This window comes from Microcoleus sp. MOSTC5 (genome assembly GCF_036701825.1).
Classification (GTDB): Bacteria; Cyanobacteriota; Cyanobacteriia; order Cyanobacteriales; family Microcoleaceae; genus Microcoleus; species Microcoleus asticus.
Genome location: NZ_JAUBRK010000012.1, coordinates 97,347 through 118,028, shown reverse-complemented (window position 1 = coordinate 118,028; position 20,682 = coordinate 97,347). Strand labels below are relative to the sequence as shown.

Annotated in this window: 23 protein-coding genes, 1 tRNA gene and 1 pseudogene; 15 read left to right on the top strand and 10 right to left on the bottom strand. The window is 45.5% G+C overall.

What is annotated here, in order from left to right; translation table 11 throughout:
- The first annotated feature begins 209 nt into the window (after nt 1-209).
- Nucleotides 210-1,133: a class I SAM-dependent methyltransferase gene (locus QUA54_RS09000; protein ID WP_333414228.1), complete on the top strand. Its 924-nt coding sequence runs from the start codon at nt 210-212 to the stop codon at nt 1,131-1,133.
- Nucleotides 1,134-1,181: 48 nt separating this feature from the next.
- Here the strand turns inward: QUA54_RS09000 and QUA54_RS08995 are convergent, their stop codons facing one another.
- The 3 genes and pseudogenes from QUA54_RS08995 to QUA54_RS08985 form a co-directional block, all read right to left on the bottom strand.
- On the bottom strand, nt 1,182-2,348 hold the full coding sequence (locus QUA54_RS08995) for a ribbon-helix-helix protein, CopG family (protein WP_333414227.1): 1,167 nt from the start codon (nt 2,346-2,348) through the stop codon (nt 1,182-1,184).
- Nucleotides 2,349-2,408: 60 nt separating this feature from the next.
- Nucleotides 2,409-3,127, bottom strand: a pseudogene (locus QUA54_RS08990) (phycoerythrobilin:ferredoxin oxidoreductase).
- Between the two features lie 562 nt (nt 3,128-3,689).
- Nucleotides 3,690-3,878 carry a hypothetical protein gene (locus QUA54_RS08985; protein WP_333414226.1) on the bottom strand — a complete coding sequence of 63 codons (189 nt, stop codon included), beginning with the start codon at nt 3,876-3,878 and terminating at the stop codon, nt 3,690-3,692.
- A 20-nt stretch (nt 3,879-3,898) separates the two neighbouring features.
- Here QUA54_RS08985 and QUA54_RS08980 point away from each other — a divergent pair, with 20 nt between their 5' ends.
- A complete protein-coding gene (locus QUA54_RS08980; protein WP_333414225.1) occupies nt 3,899-4,096 on the top strand; it encodes a hypothetical protein in 198 nt (65 codons plus the stop codon).
- Between the two features lie 171 nt (nt 4,097-4,267).
- Here QUA54_RS08980 and QUA54_RS08975 read toward each other — a convergent pair whose 3' ends face one another.
- Together QUA54_RS08975 and QUA54_RS08970 are read right to left on the bottom strand one after the other, a co-directional pair.
- Nucleotides 4,268-4,924 (bottom strand): HEAT repeat domain-containing protein, encoded by a 657-nt coding sequence (locus QUA54_RS08975; RefSeq protein ID WP_333414224.1) that lies wholly within the window; start codon nt 4,922-4,924, stop codon nt 4,268-4,270.
- A gap of 295 nt (nt 4,925-5,219) precedes the next feature.
- Nucleotides 5,220-6,122, bottom strand: coding sequence for a phosphodiester glycosidase family protein (locus tag QUA54_RS08970; RefSeq protein WP_333414223.1), 903 nt, complete (start codon nt 6,120-6,122; stop codon nt 5,220-5,222).
- Between the two features lie 71 nt (nt 6,123-6,193).
- Here QUA54_RS08970 and QUA54_RS08965 point away from each other — a divergent pair, with 71 nt between their 5' ends.
- The 4 genes from QUA54_RS08965 (at nt 6,194) to QUA54_RS08950 (ending at nt 8,239) form a co-directional block, all read left to right on the top strand.
- Nucleotides 6,194-7,003 carry a pentapeptide repeat-containing protein gene (locus QUA54_RS08965; protein WP_333414222.1) on the top strand — a complete coding sequence of 270 codons (810 nt, stop codon included), beginning with the start codon at nt 6,194-6,196 and terminating at the stop codon, nt 7,001-7,003.
- Between the two features lie 82 nt (nt 7,004-7,085).
- Nucleotides 7,086-7,511, top strand: coding sequence for a HEAT repeat domain-containing protein (locus QUA54_RS08960; protein ID WP_333414221.1), 426 nt, complete (start codon nt 7,086-7,088; stop codon nt 7,509-7,511).
- A 46-nt stretch (nt 7,512-7,557) separates the two neighbouring features.
- Nucleotides 7,558-7,857 (top strand): type II toxin-antitoxin system HigB family toxin, encoded by a 300-nt coding sequence (locus QUA54_RS08955; RefSeq protein ID WP_333414220.1) that lies wholly within the window; start codon nt 7,558-7,560, stop codon nt 7,855-7,857.
- On the top strand, nt 7,841-8,239 hold the full coding sequence (locus tag QUA54_RS08950) for a transcriptional regulator (RefSeq protein ID WP_333414219.1): 399 nt from the start codon (nt 7,841-7,843) through the stop codon (nt 8,237-8,239). The genes QUA54_RS08955 and QUA54_RS08950 overlap by 17 nt, the downstream gene beginning before the upstream one ends.
- Before the next feature lie 449 nt (nt 8,240-8,688).
- Here QUA54_RS08950 and QUA54_RS08945 read toward each other — a convergent pair.
- Nucleotides 8,689-8,773: transfer RNA gene (locus QUA54_RS08945), tRNA-Ser, on the bottom strand.
- A 213-nt stretch (nt 8,774-8,986) separates the two neighbouring features.
- Here QUA54_RS08945 and QUA54_RS08940 point away from each other — a divergent pair.
- Together QUA54_RS08940 and QUA54_RS08935 are read left to right on the top strand one after the other, a co-directional pair.
- Complete coding sequence (locus QUA54_RS08940; protein WP_333185390.1) at nt 8,987-9,355, top strand: 2Fe-2S iron-sulfur cluster-binding protein; 369 nt, start codon at nt 8,987-8,989, stop codon at nt 9,353-9,355.
- Nucleotides 9,356-9,389: 34 nt separating this feature from the next.
- Nucleotides 9,390-9,905 carry a thermonuclease family protein gene (locus QUA54_RS08935; RefSeq protein WP_172186553.1) on the top strand — a complete coding sequence of 172 codons (516 nt, stop codon included), beginning with the start codon at nt 9,390-9,392 and terminating at the stop codon, nt 9,903-9,905.
- Nucleotides 9,906-9,951: 46 nt separating this feature from the next.
- On the opposite strand, the gene QUA54_RS08930 is transcribed toward QUA54_RS08935, so the two are convergent.
- Nucleotides 9,952-10,122 (bottom strand): hypothetical protein, encoded by a 171-nt coding sequence (locus tag QUA54_RS08930; RefSeq protein ID WP_333414218.1) that lies wholly within the window; start codon nt 10,120-10,122, stop codon nt 9,952-9,954.
- Between QUA54_RS08930 and QUA54_RS08925 the strand changes: the two genes are divergently transcribed.
- The 7 genes from QUA54_RS08925 to moeB all read left to right on the top strand — a co-directional run bounded on the left by QUA54_RS08925 (nt 10,112) and on the right by moeB (nt 16,225).
- Nucleotides 10,112-10,927 (top strand): inositol monophosphatase family protein, encoded by an 816-nt coding sequence (locus tag QUA54_RS08925; RefSeq protein WP_333414217.1) that lies wholly within the window; start codon nt 10,112-10,114, stop codon nt 10,925-10,927. The genes QUA54_RS08930 and QUA54_RS08925 overlap by 11 nt on opposite strands.
- Before the next feature lie 102 nt (nt 10,928-11,029).
- Nucleotides 11,030-11,968 carry a tetratricopeptide repeat protein gene (locus QUA54_RS08920; RefSeq protein WP_333414216.1) on the top strand — a complete coding sequence of 313 codons (939 nt, stop codon included), beginning with the start codon at nt 11,030-11,032 and terminating at the stop codon, nt 11,966-11,968.
- A 53-nt stretch (nt 11,969-12,021) separates the two neighbouring features.
- A complete protein-coding gene (locus tag QUA54_RS08915) occupies nt 12,022-12,198 on the top strand; it encodes a hypothetical protein (RefSeq protein WP_333414215.1) in 177 nt (58 codons plus the stop codon).
- Nucleotides 12,199-12,425: 227 nt separating this feature from the next.
- Complete coding sequence (locus QUA54_RS08910; RefSeq protein ID WP_333414214.1) at nt 12,426-13,661, top strand: ATP phosphoribosyltransferase regulatory subunit; 1,236 nt, start codon at nt 12,426-12,428, stop codon at nt 13,659-13,661.
- Between the two features lie 144 nt (nt 13,662-13,805).
- Nucleotides 13,806-14,033 carry a ferredoxin family protein gene (locus tag QUA54_RS08905; protein WP_333414213.1) on the top strand — a complete coding sequence of 76 codons (228 nt, stop codon included), beginning with the start codon at nt 13,806-13,808 and terminating at the stop codon, nt 14,031-14,033.
- Between the two features lie 460 nt (nt 14,034-14,493).
- Nucleotides 14,494-14,973, top strand: a complete 480-nt coding sequence (locus QUA54_RS08900; protein ID WP_333414212.1) for a M67 family metallopeptidase — start codon at nt 14,494-14,496, stop codon at nt 14,971-14,973.
- A 79-nt stretch (nt 14,974-15,052) separates the two neighbouring features.
- Nucleotides 15,053-16,225: a molybdopterin-synthase adenylyltransferase MoeB gene (moeB, locus tag QUA54_RS08895; RefSeq protein ID WP_333185375.1), complete on the top strand. Its 1,173-nt coding sequence runs from the start codon at nt 15,053-15,055 to the stop codon at nt 16,223-16,225.
- A 47-nt stretch (nt 16,226-16,272) separates the two neighbouring features.
- Here moeB and QUA54_RS08890 read toward each other — a convergent pair whose 3' ends face one another.
- The 3 genes from QUA54_RS08890 to QUA54_RS08880 form a co-directional block, all read right to left on the bottom strand.
- Nucleotides 16,273-17,823: a hypothetical protein gene (locus QUA54_RS08890; RefSeq protein ID WP_333414211.1), complete on the bottom strand. Its 1,551-nt coding sequence runs from the start codon at nt 17,821-17,823 to the stop codon at nt 16,273-16,275.
- Between the two features lie 13 nt (nt 17,824-17,836).
- The gene (locus QUA54_RS08885) at nt 17,837-18,172 is read right to left on the bottom strand and encodes a hypothetical protein (RefSeq protein WP_333414210.1); all 336 of its coding nucleotides are present in this window, start codon (nt 18,170-18,172) and stop codon (nt 17,837-17,839) included.
- A gap of 253 nt (nt 18,173-18,425) precedes the next feature.
- Nucleotides 18,426-20,682, bottom strand: a 2,257-nt coding sequence (locus tag QUA54_RS08880; protein WP_333414209.1) for a CHAT domain-containing tetratricopeptide repeat protein, incomplete at its 5' end; no start/stop codon positions are given.

The window sequence follows — 20,682 nt, the reverse complement described above, 5'->3', positions numbered from 1 at the left end:
GAATTGTCGCCCCTTGGCTTACACCCTACATCTCGCGAGATAGTAGGAGATGATTTGTTGGAGATGTCTCTTGTACTTTTCACCTGCTATACTGAGCCGCTCGCACTTCACTTGCATGGCTTTTCAGAGCAAGCCCTTCCTTAGAATAGATACTTTTGCAAAATCAGGTGTAGTTCAGCTTAATTATTTTTAAAATAAGGTTGAATCTAATGAGTTTGAATACTTGTAAAATTTGCGGCACTTCGCAAGATAACACCATTTATAAAATCGAACCTATTCAAGAATTTCCGGGTTTAAATAACAACCCATTTGAGTATATTGAATGCAGTGAATGCGGTTGCTTGCAAATAGTGAACGTTCCCCAAGACTTGTCACAATATTATTCATTTAACTATTACTCTTTACAAATCCCTAACGTTAAAGAAACCAAGGGCTTGTTTAGATTTATGAAGCGTAAAAGAGCAGAAAATTACCTGGGTAACAAAAACTTGTTGGGAGAACTTTTATCAAAGATATACGGACTTCCTTATTATTTTGACTGGCCGATCGAGGTCAATGTGACATTGGAATCGAAAATATTAGATGTTGGTTGCGGTACGGGGGATCTTTTGCTGCGTCTAGCTGAAGAAGGTTTTTTTAACCTTACAGGACTCGATCCTTTGATTGAAGGTGATATTTTATATAAAAATGGTGTCAAGATTCTTAAAAAAGAAATAGCGGAACTAGAAGATCGGTTTGATTTGATTATGCTGCATCATTCTTTTGAGCATATACCCCAACCGAAGGAAGTTCTAAAAAATATATGGCGACTGCTAAAACACGATCGGTATGCTTTGATTAGAATTCCTGTTACCTCAACTTATGCTTGGCGAGAATATGGTGTCAAATGGGGTCAAATTGAGCCTCCGATTCACTTGTTTTTACACACTCCGAAAAGTATGAAATTACTAGCAAATGAGGTGGGATTTCAAATAAAAGATATTGTGTTTGACTCGTGGGAGTTACAATTTCTCTGCGGTAGAGAGTTTTCTGATTTTTCCGATCTTGAGCTTAAAGAATTTAAACTAAAAGCTGAGGAATTAAATAAAAATAATGACGGCGATCAGGCTGCTTTTTATTTGTACAAACCATGAAATAATCGATCGCGCTCGCGCGCGATCGATTTCTCTGCTGATTTAGAATCAGGGACGCCGCCACTTGTTGAGATAAGCTTCGCCAATCCCAGCCACAGCCTGCATTTGACCTAGCTGTTCCCGTAAAGCTTTGATGGTTTTTAGCTGTTCTTGAGACTGTTGCTGCAAAGCGTCGTAATTTCGCTGTATCGCCGCACTCTGGCTCAATTGATTTTCTAGAGATTGCAACTTGGTTAGTTGAACTTGGAATTCTCCGATCGCACTTGACTTTTCGGCTAACTGGTGCTGCAAAGATTCGTAACTCGACTGCGACACGGTTTGCTGCAATTGCTGTCCCAAAGTTTGCTTTTCGGTAGCTAATTGCTGCTGCAAGGATTCCAGAGAACTTTCTCTTTCGGCGACTTGCTGCTGCAAAGATTCCAAAGCACTCGATTTTTCTGCTAGCTGTTGCTGAAACTCGTGTTCCCGGTCTTCTCTTTCGGCGACTTGCTGCTGCAAAGATTCCAGAGCACTGGATTTTTCTGCTAGCTGTTGCTGAAGCTCGTGTTCCCGCTGTTCTTTTTCGGCGACTTGCTGCTGCAAAGAAGCGATCGAACTTTCGCGTTCAGTCAACTGTTGCTGTAAACTTTCGTAACTTGAATTCGGTACAGTTTCCTGCAATTGGCTTTCGAGATTTTGCTTTTCGGCGACTTGCTGCTGCAAAGAAGCGATCGAACTTTCGCGTTCAGTCAACTGCTGCTGTAAACTTTCGTAACTTGACTTCGGTACAGTTTCCTGCAATTGGCTTTCTAGATTTTGTTTTTCGGTGGCCAATTGCTGCTGCAAAGAAGCGATCGAACTTTCGCGTTCAGTCAACTGCTGCTGTAAACTTTCGTAACTTTCTTGCAGCGGATTTGGCTTTACACTCACCGAGTCCGATAGAGTTTCTGCCGTTACAGCGTCATTAAATTCGCTTTCTTCGGCTGTTTCCCCTTGCAAGTGGGCCGCCTCTACCTCCGTTTCTTCACCTTTTTTCCAAGTGACAGTAACTTCCGTCTTGTCCTTAGAAATATCCAGAGCGCCTTGTGCCAAGCGTTCTAGGAGTTCCGACCTTGATATTCCGAGCTTTCGAGCGATCGTGTTTAATCGATCGGCACTAGAAGAAGTCAGCGAAAGTCCGACTTTGACTTTACTTTCTGAATTGGAACTAACTACATTGCGATTTTTTTTGACCATTGGCATTTTCCTCATGCCAACCTACACTTATTAGTGTAGTGGCTGAAGCTTGTATTAAAATTAATTCTTGTTACTTACCAATTGTGCCAGCTTCCGTTCCCAATTGAACAAAAATCCGTGAATATACTCTTCAGTCCATTCCTCGCCGTAGAACCGCTTAAACATTCCCTGGCCCGGGCTTTTTTCGGCACGATACCGCAGGCAGCATTGTTGAGCTTGTTAGATATTATCTAACTTTGCGCCCGATGTCACCGGTTCGGCGCGATCGACCAAATCGAAATCAGCGGCTAGATAGTCTTTGAACGCTGCAAAAACGCGAGTTTCCACAACTTCCGTTTCCTCGGGGCGAGCCCACAGAAACGCCGACGAGAAAAACTGCTTAGCTTCCTCTGGAAAGTCGCCACCCCAGGGAAGGTGCGGTTGATGAGTTTGAAAAATTTGTTCGATCGGTCCAGTATACTTAGCCTGGTAGTCAGCGTCCCCGCCAAACAGAGGCTGCATATCCAGAGAATTAAATGACCACCCGGCAGCGTCACCAAATCCGCGCCAAAAAACAGCAAATCAAAGTTAAGATGCCGGAAGATCGCAAAATTGAGAAGTTGCAAGCTGCTGTCGCCTTGAAGGTGAGCCGCGCGAAGTTGCCGCAGTTTCGGTGATGCAAAAGCGTAACAGGTAGTTACGATCTGCTGAGTTGGTTTTTTCCTTTTGGCGACTGTAACTTCCTTGAGTTTAAACCCTTCTAGAATCGGGTAATACTGTAAGTCTAACCGATTTTTCATCAGAGCGATCGCCGCATATAAAAAAGGCTGATCAAGAGTGATATCAATTTTAGATTTGAGATTTTACCTACTCAATCCACAGGTTAATAGTAAAAAATAAAGTTTTTTTGCTGTCTATTTGAGATTTTAGATTTGAGATTTTACCTCCTCAATCGAGAGGTTTGTAACCATGACTAAAGTTTTTACGGCGAACTTGTTTTTTTGAAAAATATATGTAAACTTAGCGGTCATCGCGAACTCGCGGTTACAGCTAAAGGCACAGCATCTTCAAACAAAAAAATTTTTAAAAATTTCTCAGCCAATTCGTGACCGAAATAACTGCTAAACAATCCCGAAGCCGCGTCTCTGTCTGCACTCTACTGGCTGCAATCTTTTTGACCTTTAACGATGCGCTGGATATTTTATGGGTAGTCAGCGGTTGTGCCTATCGCAGCATTTTATAGTACAAATTGATATAGTTTTTATAAGCTGTATATACCCGGTTTTATCCAGTTTTAGCATCAGTTTTAGCGAATTACAGCAAGTATCTATAAAAATAGTGATTGACCTCATAAAAATTGATTTATAAATTTTGGCTCAAATCGTGGTACTTATCGCGGAGCGATTCTAGATGTTGAATGTATTTTGCTATATAAGCCTCATCTCTAAATAGTGGCTGAAAGTCGAGAAAAACCCAAATTTTCTTCTTGCCGAAATACAAGAGGTCAAGTCTCAACAGCGGCAAATCGTAATTGTGACTCGGATAAATCACGCAATTAAAAACTTGAGCAGATGCACCCGCATCGATCTAAGTGTAGCGGCTTTTCGCAATTGCGGGCATTCCTAACACCAACTGCGGATAAATATCTGGGGTTTTCCCGCGCTCGCTGTGACTTCCAACCCGGAGGGAATGGGGCGACTTTGCAAATCAAAGCTGTGAAATACCTCTTGGCTAGGTATTGCCGAAAAGGCTGGTACATGGCGAATTAATTCAGATGCCAAAACTCTTGCGATCGTCAAGGATGCCGATCGCGCCTGTCTCGTTGATTAGAAACAAAGTAACAATCCGTAATATTGTGAGGGCGATCGGGCTAATCTAGGGGCGGGTTTAAGAGTTTAAGGGCAGCTACCAATGTCTGCTTGAGGTTGTAAGCCGTTGTTTTAAAGCGAAGCTTCCAAAGTCGCACCTGCAACCCGATGATCTCGATCTTTTGCCAAATAGCTCACAGCAGCGCGAGCTTGAGGATTGTCAAATTTGCTCAGCGCGCGAGCAACTCGCAACCGAATTCCCCAGTAATCCGAACTTACTAGAGGTAATAATTGCTGCAATGCCTCTTCTTGCTTCACAGTATTGGCCAGCAGACCAAATCCGTCAATTGCTGCTTCCTGAACTGCTAAATCTTCGCCGCCAAGACCGATCGCGCAAATTTCAAATACTGCATCAGGACACTGCATTTCATACAGCGGAGCCATGATACTGCGGCGGACGAGCCAATTGTCATCGCGGCGAAAAGCTTCGACTAAATGAGAAATTGCCTCGGTTCCGAACCTTGACAAAGAGTTAGCGGCTTCGGCGCGCACGTTCGGATCGCGATCGAACTGCATCATTTTTAACAGTGCCGCAAAAGCTTCCGCAGTTTGAATCTGCCGCAATCCCATCGCCACGAACGATCGCACGATAAACTCCCGATCGTCCACTTTGCTCAGCAACATCGGTAGCGCCACCGCAGAATCGCACTTTCTCAGAGCCGTTACCCCCCGCAGCCTGTCTTGAGAATCCGAACTTTGCAGCGCTGCTTGGATTTCGCTAATTTTCATAAGCCAATTATATATTTTTGTTACGTTTATTTACAATTTTAGCAATTATTCCCGGATTTTGGGAAGATTTTAAAAAAAATCACTGCTGAATAAGAAATTTTGTGGGTATTTAAGCGAAGTTTTGTATTAGTAATGAAGGCAATCAGTACCCTATTTATTTGAGTATGCGGAGGCATAATTTATTTTTTTTAATAGGTTTTTAAAGCAGATTGTTTACAAGCAGCGGCTTGGGCGCAGTGCACAATACAATCATTTTTAACCCCTATTTTCGGAGGTAAAAGCGCAATTTAAAACCCTAGTTTTCCCGCGCATAAAACCCCAAATGATTGGAAAGTGGACGTTCCTGCATGGGAATTTTATTCTGAATCGGAGCATTCAACAGTTTCGCTCCTGACGGCGATGCTACTGCAAAACTTACGGACCCGCCGCCATCTAAATTTAGCACTGTCTCGGCTTTCAACTGCATCGAAATATCAGTTATTTCGCTCAATTTCAGCCCTTCACTGTAAAGCCTCTGCTTGCCGTCTACCAGAATTAACCACAACTTGTCGCCTGTTTTGTCGATCGCCGCGACTGCACGGGGATAAGGTTTATCCTGTTTGCGTTCTTCCTGACTTTGTGCTACGGGTTTGCCATTTTTAACCAGCAAAGTATCTCCGGCAACTGCATAGGCTGTCCCCGCAGGACAAGTGCCGTTTTCGATTATTTGAGCGCGGTTTTTGGCATCAAAACAAAGGGCGGGAAAGCCTGGATTTGGTTGAGAATAAGCTTGGCTTTTGGCAATGGCGTGTCCGACATTATTTACTCGATCGCCACTGCGGGGATAGTAATCCCAAGGTGCTTCCTCGATGCAGGGATAAAAAAAATTGCCGTTGACTGCTAATTGCAATTTAAATTCTTTCAGGAATTGAGTAGCTGTGCGGGCATGGGTTTCTGTTAAATCGGGTGTTGGGTTTCCGGGAGTGACAAAAATTCCTATTCCCGGCGCTTTTAGGTCGATGCTAAGAATGTGAATTAGGGTGGGACGCGGATTAGTCCGAAATTCCCTGCGGTAGGCTATTCCTTGAAAGAGCGATCGGGCTTCGTTTGTTTGTTGGGGACGCAAAAAGTAGGGAATGTTGTAGATTAGTATTGGTGCGAGCAATATTCCGAGACCGAGAATATGCCAAATTTGTTCGATCGTGGGTCGATAATTCATAGCATTTTAGATTTTAGATAGGGGACGGGAACGCTGACATATTTATATATTTTCAAGCATCCTATACTAATATGAACAATTCTGATTTTAATAATTTTAGCAATCAAATTTTACGAAATCGATCGTTCCAAGGACAAGTTCTTAACGGTGCTGATTTCAGCGGTGCGGATGTTCGAGGCTGCAATTTTAGAAATGCTCAGTTAGCGGGTGCGAATTTTATCGGTGCGAAAATCGGGCTTTCTCGGCGACAGATAGCTGTTTTGAGTGCTGGGGCGATCGCGATTTGTTTGGTTGTGGGCGATGTTCTGACTCGACTGATTTTGGGAACTCAAGGACAAGTACCGGGCTCTCGCAGTTGGCCTTTTGTTCTGTTGCTGTACGGCGTTTTGAGCGCTGCTGGTTTCGCTTCGGCGATCGCCAGCAAACAGCCAAAAACCTCAAAAGCGGGTAGATTGGCACGAACAATTTCTGCTATTCTATCAGGAGCTTTGTTGGGATTTTTCTATGCTGGCACTGCAACTAATAATAATTCCCAGGCTGCTATTGCTGGAATGGCGATCGGCGGGGTGTTAATGTTTTTGGTGAGTTGGCGGATTCGCGGCCAATTTGCACAGGTGGCGATCGCATCGGCTGGAAGTGTGGCGACTTACGCAGCGGCTTTTTTGTTCAGTGCAACGGCGAGCGCTTTTCTGAGCACTCACAAACTGTTTTGGGGTATGTGTTTAGGTTTGCTGTCGCTGCTGTATCTTTGGTTTGCGTTTGTGTCTTTTTCGGCTATTGTTCGAGAGATTGGAAATGCTGAGGGTACTTTGTTCACAGGGGCAAATCTCGCTGATGCTAAGTTCGATATAAATTACCTCAATCTAAAATCTAAAATTTAAAATCTAAAATTCCCCGACTGATATTCAAACAGCAATTGATCCAGCAGAAAGCGACGCTTTGCTGCAAACGGTGAGGGAGCAAATGGCCCTCGCAACTTTTAATCCCAACGACAGCGAACTCCTCAAAAAGATGGTCGAATGTATCGGAAATTCGCAGGGAATGGTGAGGCTGAGTTTAGCCGAAACTCTCGGCTCAATTGGCAAACCTGCAACTCCTTTTTTGCTGGAAGCTCTAGCACATCACCCCAACCCTGTCGTGCGTAGAGCCTCTGCTAAAACGCTGACTCTGATTTGCAAGGCTATCGCCCGAACCACGCTGCTAGAAGCTTTTTTACACGATGAGGATCGAGTCGGGGGAGGAAGAGTGGGATTAAAGACAAAGCCTGCGGTTTCCAACCGCGCCTACACACACAAAACCCACTTGGAGTGGGTTAAAGAATTTTTACTCGATCGGGCCTTGACGTTTTCCTCTCAAAATGAGAGCATAAGCATAATAGGTAGTTCATGAGCAAGGTAAGGAATGTCAAACAAAAAAAGATACCAACCAAAAACCGATGCACTTAATCTCGATCCGGAACCTCCGTAAAGATGCTGCCCAGTATCCCGATGTCAAAAATCAAATTGATAGCTGGAACGCAATTGTAAAGAAAGCAGAATGGCAGAATTTGGAGGATGTTCGCAAGATTTACCGGGATACCGAAGCAGTAGGAAACTTCACAGTCTTTAATATCAAAGGCAACGAATATCGCCTGATTGTCGGCATCAACTACGAGGAGCAAACTATTTTTTACAAATATTTCCTAACCCACGCTGAATACGACAAACACAAATGGAAAAATGATCCTTACTTTTGATGGAGCCAGTTATAGCAAATTGCTTGCAGAAATTGCTCCTAGGGCGATCGAAACCGAAGAGGAATACGATCGCCTCCTGGCTGTGGCAGAACGACTAACGTTCGCTAAAAACCTCACTCCAGAGGAGAGAGCTTTATACAAGTTGTTAGTCACGCTGATTGAAGTTTACGAGAGAGAAAATTATCCGATCGACAAATCGGAGCCTCATGAGATTTTGCAACACATCATGGAATCCAGCGGCACCCGTCAAGCGGACTTGGTAGGTATCATTGGATCGAGCGGTGTGGTGTCTGAGGTTGTCAATGGGAAAAGAGCGATTAGCAAGGCACAAGCTAAGGCACTAGGCGATTATTTTAAAATCTCACCTAGCTTGTTCATTTAATTTGGAAATTGGGCATTGGGAATAGGGCATTGGTTATTTGTGATTAGAAAAACTACTAACCAGTAACCACTAACTATTACCCATGCCCGATGCCCGATGCCCATGCCAGAGGCATCTGACCCTAGGCCGGCAGTCCCTAAATGTTACCGATGGGAGTTGCGGAATTAAGGTATGATTAGTTCAAAGATAAATTTGGAAAAAACAATTAAGTGACTCTGCTAGACCATATCGCTGGCGATTGGTGTAGGTTACTATGGTTTTTTACTATTGGCATTAGATCTGGGCGTTTATTCTCGGCGCGATCGCCCTAATTTACACTCAAAAATATAAAAGCGATCGCCCTTGATTTTTCTAAAAGAATTCAAGGGCGATCGCTATAATCAAAGTATTTATCTCATATCAGAGATTTTTGTTGCAAGCTGTTTTTTTTGCCTAAACAGCTTGTTTAACGGAGAGGGAGGGATTCGAACCCTCGTTAAGTTGCCCTAAACACACTTTCCAGGCGTGCGCCTTCAACCGCTCGGCCACCTCTCCAGGGCTAAATTAATTCATTTAGCCACAGCTAAACTATCTTAGCAGAACAAATCTGATTTGGGAAGGGGTAACGGCATAAATTTGCTGTTTAATGTGGGTAGGGTATCAAACGGGCAGGCCGGATTCTGCTCCCTGTGTCGCAAACCCTTTCATATAAAGGATTTAGCCCCGCAAACCCCAATCTAAAATCTAAAATCTAAAATCTAAAATTCCATGACTGACTCTTACACAATTAAAATTCATAACAGACAGACAGGCGATCGCCACACGGTGCGAGTACCCGAAGACCGCTACATCCTCCAAAGCGCCGAAAACCAAGGAGTAGAATTGCCCTTTTCCTGCCGCAACGGCGCTTGTACAGCCTGTGCGGTGCGCGTCAAGTCGGGGGAACTGCACCAGCCAGAAGCAATGGGACTTTCTGTGGAACTGCAAAAAGAAGGTTATGCCCTGCTGTGCGTCAGCTATCCCCGTTCCAACATCGAGGTAGAGACGCAAGACGAAGACGAAGTGTACGAACTGCAATTCGGCCGCTACTTCGGCAAAGGTAAAGTTAAAGCCGGTTTGCCGTTGGATGAAGAGTGAGGCAATTTGATAAATTATCAACTACCAATTATCCATGCTTTATCGATTATGTGCGATCGCCCTTTGTCTGTTGCTAGCTAGCTGCCAAAAACCAGAAATGCCCCAAGGTACGATCGCCAAAGTAGAAAGGGCCATCAGCGGGCAAACAATCGAAGTTATCAGTACAGCAGACAAAATAGCCTTATTAGAACAAATCAGGCTGATTGGTATTGATGCGCCGGATTTAAAACAGCAGCCTTGGGGAGAAGCAGCCAAACAAAGACTAGAACAGCTAATTGGGGGAAAACAGGTATTGTTAGAATCAGACATCGAACAGAAAGACGGGTTCGATCGCAAACTAGCCTACTTGTGGCAAGATAAAGTTTTGCTCAACGAACAGCTAGTCAAAGAAGGTTATGCCCTGGCTTCAGTGCGATCGCCCAACACCAAATACCAGCAGCGACTGGTGAACGCTCAAGAATGGGCGAGACTCATGGGTAAAGGCCTGTGGAATCCAGAACGAGCTTTGCGCCAAACTCCCGCAGAATTTCGCCAGCAAAATCGCCAATAGTCAGTAGTCATTAGTCATTTGTCATTTGTCAATGACTAAAAACTCCTCAGTTATAACTAATAACTACTAACGAGCAATGATTTCCTTCTTCCTTCTGCCTTCTTCCCTCTTCCCTCTTCCTTCTTCCTTCTTCCTTCTTCCCTCTTCCTTCTGCCTTCTTCCCTCTTCCTTCTTCCTTCTTCCTTCTTCCTTCTTCCTTCTTCCTAATGACTGACACTCAACTGCAAAACTTCTTAGAAATAGCCACAGAAGCAGCCCTGGCCGCTGGTTCCGTCCTGCAATCTTTCTGCGGAAAATTAGAAAACATTCAAGAAAAAGGCCGATCGGGCGATTTAGTCACAGAAGCCGACAAAGCCTCAGAAGCCGTCATCTTAGAAATTCTCGGCCGCCACGTACCCGACCACGCCATCCTCGCCGAAGAATCCGGCAAATTAGGGGATGCCAGCAGCAAATACCTGTGGGCGATCGACCCTTTGGACGGTACAACCAATTATGCTCACCAATATCCTTTTTGGGCCGTGTCGATCGGACTGTTAATCGACGGCACACCACAAATTGGAGTAATTTACGACCCTTTTCATAACGAATTATTTCGGGCAGGCAAGGGATTGGGAGCAACCTGCAACCGGAAGCCGATCCAAGTTTCCCAAATCTCAGAATTGAGAACCAGCTTGCTAGTCACTGGCTTTGCATACGATCGGCGCGAAACAGCAGACAATAATTATGCCGAATTCTGTCACCTCACCCACCTCACCCAAGGCGTGCGGCGCAGCGGTTCGGCATCCCTAGACCTCGCACACCTCGCGATGGGGCGATCGGACGGATACTGGGAACGGGGACTCGCCCCTTGGGACGTAGCCGCCGGTGTAGTCATCGTCTCCGAAGCAGGAGGTAAAATTACAGCTTATGACGGCAGTGCCTTTGAGATGAACTCGGGTCGGATTTTGGCCACAAACGGCAGAATACACGCCGAACTCAGCAGCGCACTGCTAGCAGTTCCTCCCTTATCTTCCTGGAAGTAGCGCCCCCGCAGCCAAGGATCGGGGGTAGTACGGGGGTCACAACCCCTTGACTCAAGCTACATTAAAGGATAGTGAAAAGCCAGGAAAGGAAGAGTAAAAGTTATGTCTTTTGAAATGACAAAAGGGCTGTTCAAGTATGACTTTATTGATCAGCACGCAATTTTGGGAATTCCCTTAGACGCCGAGTTTAACGACATCCGCAAGCGCTACATGAAAATCGCCCGCCGCTTGCATTCGGATACTTGCTCTTTTGAAGACCCAGCCGATAAAGATTGGGCCAACCAATTTTTATCAAAAGTAGTCAATCCGGCTTACAACAAATTCTCTAAGGAAAGCGATCGCAAAGAATACAACCTGCTATTAGCAACCATCAGCAAGCGCCTCGTTAAAGAACAGGCGAAAATGCAAATCGAAAGCGCAGCAGCCAAACAGTTAGCTACGGCTCAAAATTGGGAAGAAGCTTACAAAACAGCAGTTAGCAAACTCGCTCTCAAGCAGTACGAATCAGTTGAGGAAACGCAACAGGCGATCGATCAAATTAGCGAACTCAACATGGTTTACCTGCTGCGAAAAGAGCGCATGGGTGGTGGTGGTGGTGGGGTTGCACCCGGTTCACCTGCAAAAGCCACAACCCCAACTAGCACAGAAAAAACAGCAGCAGCAACCCCAGCCACCGCAACTCCCGCGGCGCCTCCTCCGCCTAAAGTCGAACCCCCAAACTCGCAGACCGCAGCCTATTGCCGCCGAGCTCAAGGATTTATGGACAGCAAAAATTACGCTAAAGCAAGTTTGGAGTTGAGGGAAGCCCTGAAGCGCGACCCGAAATACAGCCAAGCCCACGCTATGTTAGCAATGTGTTACTTTGAACAAAATCAAGCCACAATGGCGAAACTTGAGATGAACAAAGCTTTGGCATCAAATCCTGAAGAACCGACGGCTTTGGAGGTTAAGAAAAAGCTGGAACAAGCTTCCGCAAAAGCCAAAAAAGGTGACGAGAAACCAGGATTTTTTGCAAGTTTGTTTGGCGGGAAGAAGAAGTGAGAAGTTGTGAATTGTGAGTTTGGAATAGTTAGAAAGTGTTGAATAGCTGAGCAGTGGAGCGATCGCGTTCAAAAGAATCCAGAGTTGGCGATCGCACATCGGATCGCCGCCAAAATTATACCGTCAGTGCGATCGTCCCGCGATCGCGGATGCTCCAGAAAGAACGGGACGATCGCACTGACGGAGAAAATGATTATTCCGATGCAAACGAAAACGATATGACGCCTTAATTTGTTAAAGTCGAATGTTAAGCTCGCCTTCTTCGACTTTAACACCGTCCCCTAAAGCTAAGCTTCTAAGCCCCATCTAAAATCTAAAATCTAAAATCTAAAATTGATATGACACCTTAATTTGTTAAAGTCGAATGTTAAGCTTGCCTCGTTAGACTTTAACACCGTCCAGAAAGCTAAGCTTCTAAGCCCCATCTAAAATCTAAAGTCTAAAATCTAAAATTGATATGGTTCACCAACCCCCATCCGGTGCAAGAGATTTATTGCCCCTTGACGTTGCTCAAAAAATTTCGATCGAACGGCGCTTGCAGCAGGTTTTTCACCGCTGGGGCTATCACCGGATTATTACTTCAACTCTAGAAAGGCTGGAGACTTTAATGGCTGGGGGCGCGATCGACCGATCGACTCTGATTCAATTGCAAGACGCCGAGGATGGAGAACTGGGTTTGCGGCCGGAATTGACAGCATCCATCGCCCGCGCGGCTGCAATGCGGATGGCCGGGACTCGCTGGCAGCCTCAGCGCCTCTACTACAACGCTAACGTGTTCCGCAAAGGCCCAGATACTGGCTCAGGCGGGCAACAGGAGTTCTATCAAGCTGGGGTAGAGCTGCTCGGCGCAGGGGGGGCGGTTGCGGATGCGGAAGTGCTGCTGCTGCTGTCTGAGTGCTTGCAGAGCTTGGAAATTGATGAGTGGCATTTGGTTTTGGGAGAAGCGGGCTTGACTGCAACATTGCTAGAACCGTTTCCGCCAAACGTGCGCCAGAAAGTTCGGGGGGCGATCGCCAATCTCGATCGAATTGCCTTGGAAACTTTGCCGCTGTCAACCGAATTGCGAGAAAGAGCTCTGCTGTTATTTGACTTGCGCGGTCGCCCAGAAGAGGTGTTGCCAATTGTTGCCAAGCTGGATTTAGATTTGCCGCAGCAAGCCGCGTTAAATAATCTCAAATCTGCGATCGAATTGCTGCACAAATGCCAGTCAAAAATTCCCAATCTAAAATCCCACATTCACCTCGATTTGAGTTTAATTCAAACATTTGACTACTACACTGGAATTGTGTTTGAAGTTGTCAGCAGCAGCAAGACAGGACAGCGAGTTTTAGGACAAGGAGGACGCTACGACCAACTGTTGGGACTGTTCGACCCCCAAGGGCAAAATTCCCCCGGCATCGGGTTTTGTCTGAATATTGAAGATTTGCACCAAGTTTTGCTGACAGAGGGGCAATTGCCCACGGAGACACCAGCTAGCGAATGGTTGGTTGTGCCTCAAACTCCTGAAGCTGGGGCGGCGGCCTTTGATTATGCTCGCAAACTCCGAGAGTCTGCTCACCTAGTTCGGGTAGAAATAGATTTGGAGAGTCGGGAGACTGCGGAGGCGACCCGGGAATACGCGCGCGATCGACGAATTGCTCAAATTGCTTGGGTAAATGCCGAAGGATTACCAACAATTGAAACGGTAAATTAGGCTAATTGGTAATTAGTAATTGGTAGTTGGTAATTGGTTAAAAATCACCCGATATGATATTATGTATCCTGCTGATTGAGAAAAGGTTTTGCCAATTGCTAATTGCTAATTCCCTATCTAACTAAAATCTTTTGAGAGAACACTATGGCACACACTATTGTTACGGATATTTGCGAGGGAATTGCTGATTGCGTCGGCGCTTGTCCCGTTGCTTGCATTCACCCCGGCCCAGGCAAAAATGTCAAGGGTACTGATTGGTTTTGGATTGATTTTGATACCTGTATTGACTGCGGTATTTGTTTGCAGGTGTGTCCTGTCGAAGGTGCGATCGTTCCAGATGAACGGCCTGAGTTGCAGCAAACTCCCTCTTGATTGAAATTGAGGGCTAGATACCTACATTAACTCAGGGGTAAGGTGCGCGGCCCGGCGCACCCTAAATTTACTTTTTTTGCGAACCGCAGAGGGCGCAGAGGGCGCAGAGAAGAAGCGTGAGAAATATCGGAAAAATCTAACGTTTAGATATCTAAGTGAGGTAATTAATTGTGTTACTTTTGTGAACTTTTTCTCTTCCCTTCTCCTATCTTCCTTCGTGTCCTTCGCGTCTTCGCGGTTCGTAAAAAAAAGCCCGATCGCACTTTACAAAAAAAACTACAATAAAATCCTATGCAGCCGATCGTACTTTCGGACTCTCACATTTAACAAAGGTATGTAGTTGCGCTTTAGCGCTCTTTCCTTGGTTAAGAGCGCTAAAGCGCAACTACATACTTAAAATTTCACCCCTATTTGTGACAGTTGGCCTTAGTCCTAACAATAAAATCTACAATAAAATCCTATGCAGCAGATCGCACTTTCCGACTCTCAAATTTTATCCATGCGCACCCACGCTGAAAGCGCTTATCCTGAAGAATGCTGCGGTTTGTTGCTCGGTCGAGTTACTGCTGGTGTTAAAACTTTAGTAGAAGTTTGGCCCACTGAAAATGCTTGGAGTGCGGAAGCTGAAGAGAATTGGCCGGAACAAAAAGAATTGACAGAAAGACGCAGATATGCTATAAAGCCCGAAGATATGTTGCGGGCGATGAAACACGGGCGCGATCGCACTCTGGATATTATCGGTATATATCATTCTCACACGGATTGTCCCGCAGTGCCCTCAGAGTGCGATCGGACATTGGCCTGGGCCCAATACTCTTACATCATTGTGTCCGTCCGACAAGGCTGTTGGGAAGACCTCCGCAGTTGGAGTCTTGACGGAGAGGGGAACTTTCAAGCAGAGGAAATTCTCGCACAGGAACCGACTGAGATTAAGAAATAATTAGTAAAAATAACAAACTCGTAAAAAGGCGAAAGATTCAGATAGGATATAATTCAAAATCTGCGCTACACACAATATCATGCTAAATCCTAATCTGGACGAGATCCAGCTCAACAAACAAGAATACGAACGCTACTCTCGCCACCTCATCCTCCCAGAAGTTGGATTGGAAGGGCAGAAGCGTCTCAAAGCTGCCAGCGTGCTCTGCATCGGTACGGGAGGCCTCGGTTCGCCGCTGCTGCTGTATTTAGCAGCCGCCGGTGTTGGCCGCATTGGGATTGTAGACTTTGATATTGTTGACCATTCCAATTTGCAGCGGCAGGTAATTCACGGCACTTCTTGGGTTGGGAAACCGAAGATTGAGTCGGCTAAAAATCGGATTTTAGAAATTAATCCTTTTTGTCAAGTTGATTTGTACGAAACTCGCGTTAGTTCCGAAAATGCGATCGACATTGCCACTCCTTACGATATCATTATCGACGGCACGGACAACTTCCCGACTCGCTATTTGATGAACGACGTTTGCGTCCTTTTAAACAAGCCCAACGTCTATGGTTCCATCTTCCGATTTGAAGGGCAAGCAACAGTTTTCAACTACGAAGGCGGCCCGAATTACCGCGATTTGTACCCGGAACCCCCGCCTCCTGGCATGGTTCCTTCTTGTGCAGAAGGCGGCGTTTTAGGCGTTTTGTGCGGAGTAGTCGGTTCTATCCAAGCAACGGAAGCTATCAAAATTATCTTGGGTCAAGGCACTACTTTGAGCGGCAGACTGTTGCTTTACAATGCCTTAGATATGACGTTCCGGCAATTGAAACTGCGGCCTAATCCAGTGCGCCCGGTAATTGAAAAGTTAATCGATTACGAACAATTCTGCGGCATTCCTCAAGCTAAAGCGCAGGAAGCGCAAGAACAACAGCAAATTTCTGAGATGACTGTTGCCGAACTTAAGGAGTTAATCGACAGCGGTGCGAAGGATTTTGTATTGTTAGATGTTCGCAATCCCAACGAGTATCAAATTGCTCAAATTCCGGGGTCGGTTTTGGTTCCTTTGCCGGATATCGAACACGGCGAAGGTGTCGCCAAGGTCAAGGAATTGTTGAACGGGCACCGCTTGATTGCACACTGCAAAATGGGCGGGCGTTCTGCGAAGGCTTTGGGGATTTTGAAGGAAGCTGGAATTGAGGGGACTAATGTTAAGGGCGGAATTACTGCTTGGAGTCAAGAAGTAGACTCGTCTGTTCCTCAATATTAAGGCTAATCTTTTTCTGGGGCGGGTGAATTGCCCGCCCGGAACGGGGATTATGGCGGCGGCAACTGTTTATTTCTGGTTAGTAGATTCTTGAACTTACCTAGTAGATTCTTGCAATTGGCCCCCAACATAACCAAAAGCCAAACCCCAAACCCCGCACTGATACTAATCAACAATACGAAGGCAAAAGAATTAATTCCCACCTTCAGTAAAGGCAAAGCAACCATTTGATTCGGCGGGTCTTGTTTAATCAAATAAGGAGAACTGCCAGCCACTACCCCGGCTACTCCCAAACCAAAACCGACAGCTTGAATCGTTACCTCTAGTTTGGCATCTCGATAAGCTTCTTCGATCGCCACAATAGCTCGAATTGCCTCGGTTGCTTGGTCTAGCAAGCGGGAACCGTGTTTGAAATAGCCTAAATCTGCTTGAATCTGCCTTTGAAACTGCGGGCAAGTTTCTTTGCTGAATGTTTCGAGAAAACTTAAATTGATATCACCATCACTGTACTTGTTTCTTGCTTTTAAGTCAAGACTTATTTGATTTAATTTATCTTGGTAATTTTGGGCGTTAATGGCGATCGTATTTTGGCGAAACTCCACATCAATCAGCATTCGGGCATACTTCACAGCCCGAGGCGGCATCTCAATCATCTGAGTTTCCAGATATTTTAATTCTTCCTCCTTTAAACCCGCACCTTTCGATTGCCTCTGCTGAGCTTGATCGCGCTGCAAATACTTAAAAGTCTTGTCAATATCCTGTTCAATTTGCTTGTATTCCTCGCGAGTCACGGCGTAAAGCTTGCGACTGTCGTGATAAGCGCGAAGAATCTTATTTCGGTACAAAAACAAATCCATAAAATCGCTGTACCGCGTCTCATCCCAGATTTCATCAATTGTCGGACTGTTGAAAAACCAGATAATAATGTGACAGTAACTATCGGGCTGACTCGGATTGCCGTACTCCAAAATCGGACTGCCGAACAATTCGCCTTGACGGTAAAAATCCGGCAGATTTTGACCAGAAATCAACTTTTCCAGACACTGTTTGCCTAAAGCTTGGAGAAACTGCGAATCTGCCCGCGCCGCCTGATTTTGTTCGACACTCAACCAAGCTGTAAGCAGCAGAGTTTGCCCGAAATAACTCTGCACGAAATCCGGCCGCAAGCAGTTATCGGGATTAAATTCCTTGAAGATGCTAACATCGACAGCAGGTGTTTTAATGGTGTTAAGTTTTTCTGGAACAAAAATTTTTAAACCCAGGGCATAGCTGTCATCAATTCGCAGCGGTTGGGCAAAACCCTTGAGAGTAATTGGCTGATTCTCAACCGAAATCTCCTTAGTAAAGGCAAGGGAATTGCGGTTGCCAACAACTTGTTTATTAATCAGGTTAACGCGCCAGCCGACAGGTTCCTTTTTTTTGTGCAAGTAGCTGTTATTAAAATCTGTGCCTACTGCCAATTTTGACTGCAAAATCTCATGGCACTTCTGCCACAAACTGGCGGATTCCACAGGGGAATTTGGCTCTGATTCTAGGGTGTCGCAGAGGTGAAAGGCAAATAAATAAACGTTGGGGGCATAGATTTTGCTACTTTGAGTCATTGCTGGTATCTGATTAATTATTTGCTGCGCTTTCTTGAAGCTTTTTGTAGCTATATTCAATGCTGGTACGCAGAGTTTGAGTGATATTGGTTAGCGGCGGTGTTGTACTTGGGGTGGGTTCGCCCGCATCCTCGAAATCTTTCCGCAGACTCTCTCTTAATTTCTCTCCCAATCCATTCTTGCCACACCACTTGCTGATAGTGAAAGCAATGGGAAACAATTCATCATCTGCGGATTCTGCTATTTCTTCCTCTAATTGGGGTAATTTTTTCCAGGCTGTCGGCGTGAAGATAGCCGGATTTTCATGCAGCCATTTGAGAAAGATAGTGATAACTTTGTCAGGTTCCATTGTAATTACTTCCGCAATTAAAAAATTTAATTTTGTAGGGGCGGGTTTGACCAACAATAATTGCCTGAAATCGACAATCTCTCAAACCCGCCCCCACCCAACGAACAATCATTATCTACATTTTAGCATTCGATGTAAATTTCAGGTTGATGTGGCTTATTGGTGGGGCGGGGCGGGTTTATCTAGATTGTTTGTCATCGTTATATATTGTTTGTAAAACCCGCCTCTACCAAATCCTGATGGCACACCTAACTTAATATCCCGTCGCACAGAATGCCGCCCAATATTTCGGATCGCGAAACGGCTGTTCCTCACTCGAACACAATAACCACAATTCCACACTTTGTCTCGATTTTTCATCTAAATTTAACAATCCTACCCAAACTCGCAAATCCTCCATACTCACCCCGCGCATCCAGTTTTGCGCCGCATTCAAAGCGAGGGCTACTGAATCTGCATCCGGCAATTCCTGATAAAATTTAATCATCAAAATTGCGGTGGCAAAATCATCGACAGCCCACAGACTGCTGACAACATTCATGCTACCCGCATACAAAAAACCGCTGGGTAAACCAATGTATTCATCCGTCATTGCGGTTGAGGTGGTTAACCCGGTTTCGCAGGCGGAAAGCGTGACGAGACTGCACTGCGGTAACTGCAATTCGGCAAAGATTTCTCGCAGGGTAAGGCATTTTTCTGGGAGGGCTTTTCTGCCGCTGCGTAGGGTGACATAGCGCTGTTTTTCATCGGGCTGATTTGACTCTGGGGGCGGAGGTGAGGTTTGCGGTTCCAGGGAATCGGCTAAGACTAGGGATGACAGCAGCGGATAGTCAAAGTTGAATATGCCGTGACAGGAAAAGTGCAGGTAGTTGGCGTTTGAGAGGTTTTCTCGGTTTTCGTTGAGGGCGGTTTTTGTGGCTTGTTTTTTGAGTAATATTTGATGGGGATTGAATCGGGTTTTGATGGTTTCTACTTCCATATCCGCGTTGAATAAGTCTTCGGTGGGATTCTGGAGGGCGAATAGTTGTAGCTGATTTGGTGGGGGGGAGTTTCTGGTGGTGAGGCGATTTTTTACGAGTTCCAGCAGTTGCAAGCTGGGGGCGTATTTCACGCCTGCGGGGAAGCTGTCGAGGAGGTAGCCGCGAAAGTTGGTTTTTTGTTGAAATCGGGTTTCTGAGGTGAATTGTAGGGCGTGGAGGGGGAATAGGTGCAGGTAGCGGTGGGGTACTAGGATTAGTTGTTTGCTGTTGGGGGGGATGTGGGCGATTATCTCGTTTAGTCGCAGGATTTCTGAGAGTTTTTCGAGTTTTTGGGATAGGGTGTTTTGCCAGGTTTTGTTGGTCTTTTTGTTGCGGTATTCGTCGAGATAGTTGTTTTTCCAGGTTTGTAATTCGGCTATTTCGGTTGTGGTATATGTGATTAATTCTATGCTGTCGCGGGTGATGATAAATGCAGATCCCCCCCAGCCCCCCTTAAGAAGGGGGGAGTTGGAGTTGGAGGGGGAGTTAGAATTGCCGATGTACCATTCTATGATTGCTGTTTCGGTGTCTAAGGTTTGTTGGAATTTGGTGATGTCTATGGGTTCGACTTTTTGAGTTAGGGAGAATTCTGGTTCTCGCTGTTTTATCTGTTCCAGCAGTTGTGTTAGTTGCTGTGATGTTGTTTCTAATTTGGCTTTTTGTTGTTGGAAATATTCGGGGCTGAGGCTGCGGGTTTGGGTTGTGCGTTGTGAGGGAGAGTCTTCGGGAACCCCCCTCGGCCCCCCCTTGGTAAGGGGGGGAGAAAGAGGGAGAGGAGATGGGGTTTCTGTTTCTAGGAATTGTTGGGAGGCGGCGATTTGGCGGCGCAGGTTTTGGAGTTGCTGTTTCTCGGTGTCGGTGGCTGTTTTGGGGTAGATTTCGCTGTTGGCGAAGAGTTCGACTAGGTAGCGGGATTTGCTGCGTTCGATTGTTTGCAGGGCTTTGTCATATTGTTGGTGATTGATGCAGGATTGCATCATTTTTTCGTAGACATCGAGATTTTCTTCGATGATTTCTCGTTTGCGGTTGTCGGATGTTATCCACTCGCGGCTTTGTTCGACTGCTTGGATGGCTTTTTCGTAGCCGAAGATGGCTGTTCCCCAAAAACTTTCTGCAAATCCTAAATTGCCTAGATTTCTGCCTGTTTGCAAACAGTCAATTGGCAAAGCGGTGGGAGTGTAAACTTCTAAAGCTGCTTCATAAAGTGCGATCGCCCTTGCTATATTCTTATTTCCTTTGACTCTATTTCTGTAAGCATTTACTAAATTATTTTTAGTAACCCCCAAATCTTGCGTAAAAGTTTTGCGGTTGCAAACTTCTAAAACAGCTTGAAAAAATGCGATCGCCTTTTCGGTATTCTCACCCCGTTCTCCTTTGATTCTGTGACTGTAAGCATTTGCCAAATTATTTTGAGTCATCGCCCAATATTGGGGAAAAGCATCGCGGGTGTAAACTTGTAAAGCTGCTTCATAAAATGCGATCAGCTTTTCG

Excerpts from the sequence above, each read along its gene's own strand:
- QUA54_RS08920 (WP_333414216.1), top strand. The coding sequence starts at position 11,030 with ATGTCTTTTGAAATGACAAAAGGGCTGTTCAAGTATGACTTTATTGAT.
- QUA54_RS08890 (WP_333414211.1), bottom strand. The coding sequence starts at position 17,823 with ATGACTCAAAGTAGCAAAATCTATGCCCCCAACGTTTATTTATTTGCC.
- QUA54_RS08905 (WP_333414213.1), top strand. The coding sequence starts at position 13,806 with ATGGCACACACTATTGTTACGGATATTTGCGAGGGAATTGCTGATTGC.
- QUA54_RS08910 (WP_333414214.1), top strand. The coding sequence starts at position 12,426 with ATGGTTCACCAACCCCCATCCGGTGCAAGAGATTTATTGCCCCTTGAC.
- QUA54_RS08935 (WP_172186553.1), top strand. The coding sequence starts at position 9,390 with ATGCTTTATCGATTATGTGCGATCGCCCTTTGTCTGTTGCTAGCTAGC.
- QUA54_RS08925 (WP_333414217.1), top strand. The coding sequence starts at position 10,112 with ATGACTGACACTCAACTGCAAAACTTCTTAGAAATAGCCACAGAAGCA.
- moeB (WP_333185375.1), top strand. The coding sequence starts at position 15,053 with ATGCTAAATCCTAATCTGGACGAGATCCAGCTCAACAAACAAGAATAC.
- QUA54_RS08980 (WP_333414225.1), top strand. The coding sequence starts at position 3,899 with ATGCACCCGCATCGATCTAAGTGTAGCGGCTTTTCGCAATTGCGGGCA.
- QUA54_RS08970 (WP_333414223.1), bottom strand. The coding sequence starts at position 6,122 with ATGAATTATCGACCCACGATCGAACAAATTTGGCATATTCTCGGTCTC.
- QUA54_RS08900 (WP_333414212.1), top strand. The coding sequence starts at position 14,494 with ATGCAGCAGATCGCACTTTCCGACTCTCAAATTTTATCCATGCGCACC.
- QUA54_RS08940 (WP_333185390.1), top strand. The coding sequence starts at position 8,987 with ATGACTGACTCTTACACAATTAAAATTCATAACAGACAGACAGGCGAT.
- QUA54_RS08885 (WP_333414210.1), bottom strand. The coding sequence starts at position 18,172 with ATGGAACCTGACAAAGTTATCACTATCTTTCTCAAATGGCTGCATGAA.
- QUA54_RS08975 (WP_333414224.1), bottom strand. The coding sequence starts at position 4,924 with ATGAAAATTAGCGAAATCCAAGCAGCGCTGCAAAGTTCGGATTCTCAA.
- QUA54_RS08955 (WP_333414220.1), top strand. The coding sequence starts at position 7,558 with ATGCACTTAATCTCGATCCGGAACCTCCGTAAAGATGCTGCCCAGTAT.
- QUA54_RS08965 (WP_333414222.1), top strand. The coding sequence starts at position 6,194 with ATGAACAATTCTGATTTTAATAATTTTAGCAATCAAATTTTACGAAAT.
- QUA54_RS09000 (WP_333414228.1), top strand. The coding sequence starts at position 210 with ATGAGTTTGAATACTTGTAAAATTTGCGGCACTTCGCAAGATAACACC.
- QUA54_RS08995 (WP_333414227.1), bottom strand. The coding sequence starts at position 2,348 with ATGGTCAAAAAAAATCGCAATGTAGTTAGTTCCAATTCAGAAAGTAAA.
- QUA54_RS08960 (WP_333414221.1), top strand. The coding sequence starts at position 7,086 with ATGGCCCTCGCAACTTTTAATCCCAACGACAGCGAACTCCTCAAAAAG.
- QUA54_RS08950 (WP_333414219.1), top strand. The coding sequence starts at position 7,841 with ATGATCCTTACTTTTGATGGAGCCAGTTATAGCAAATTGCTTGCAGAA.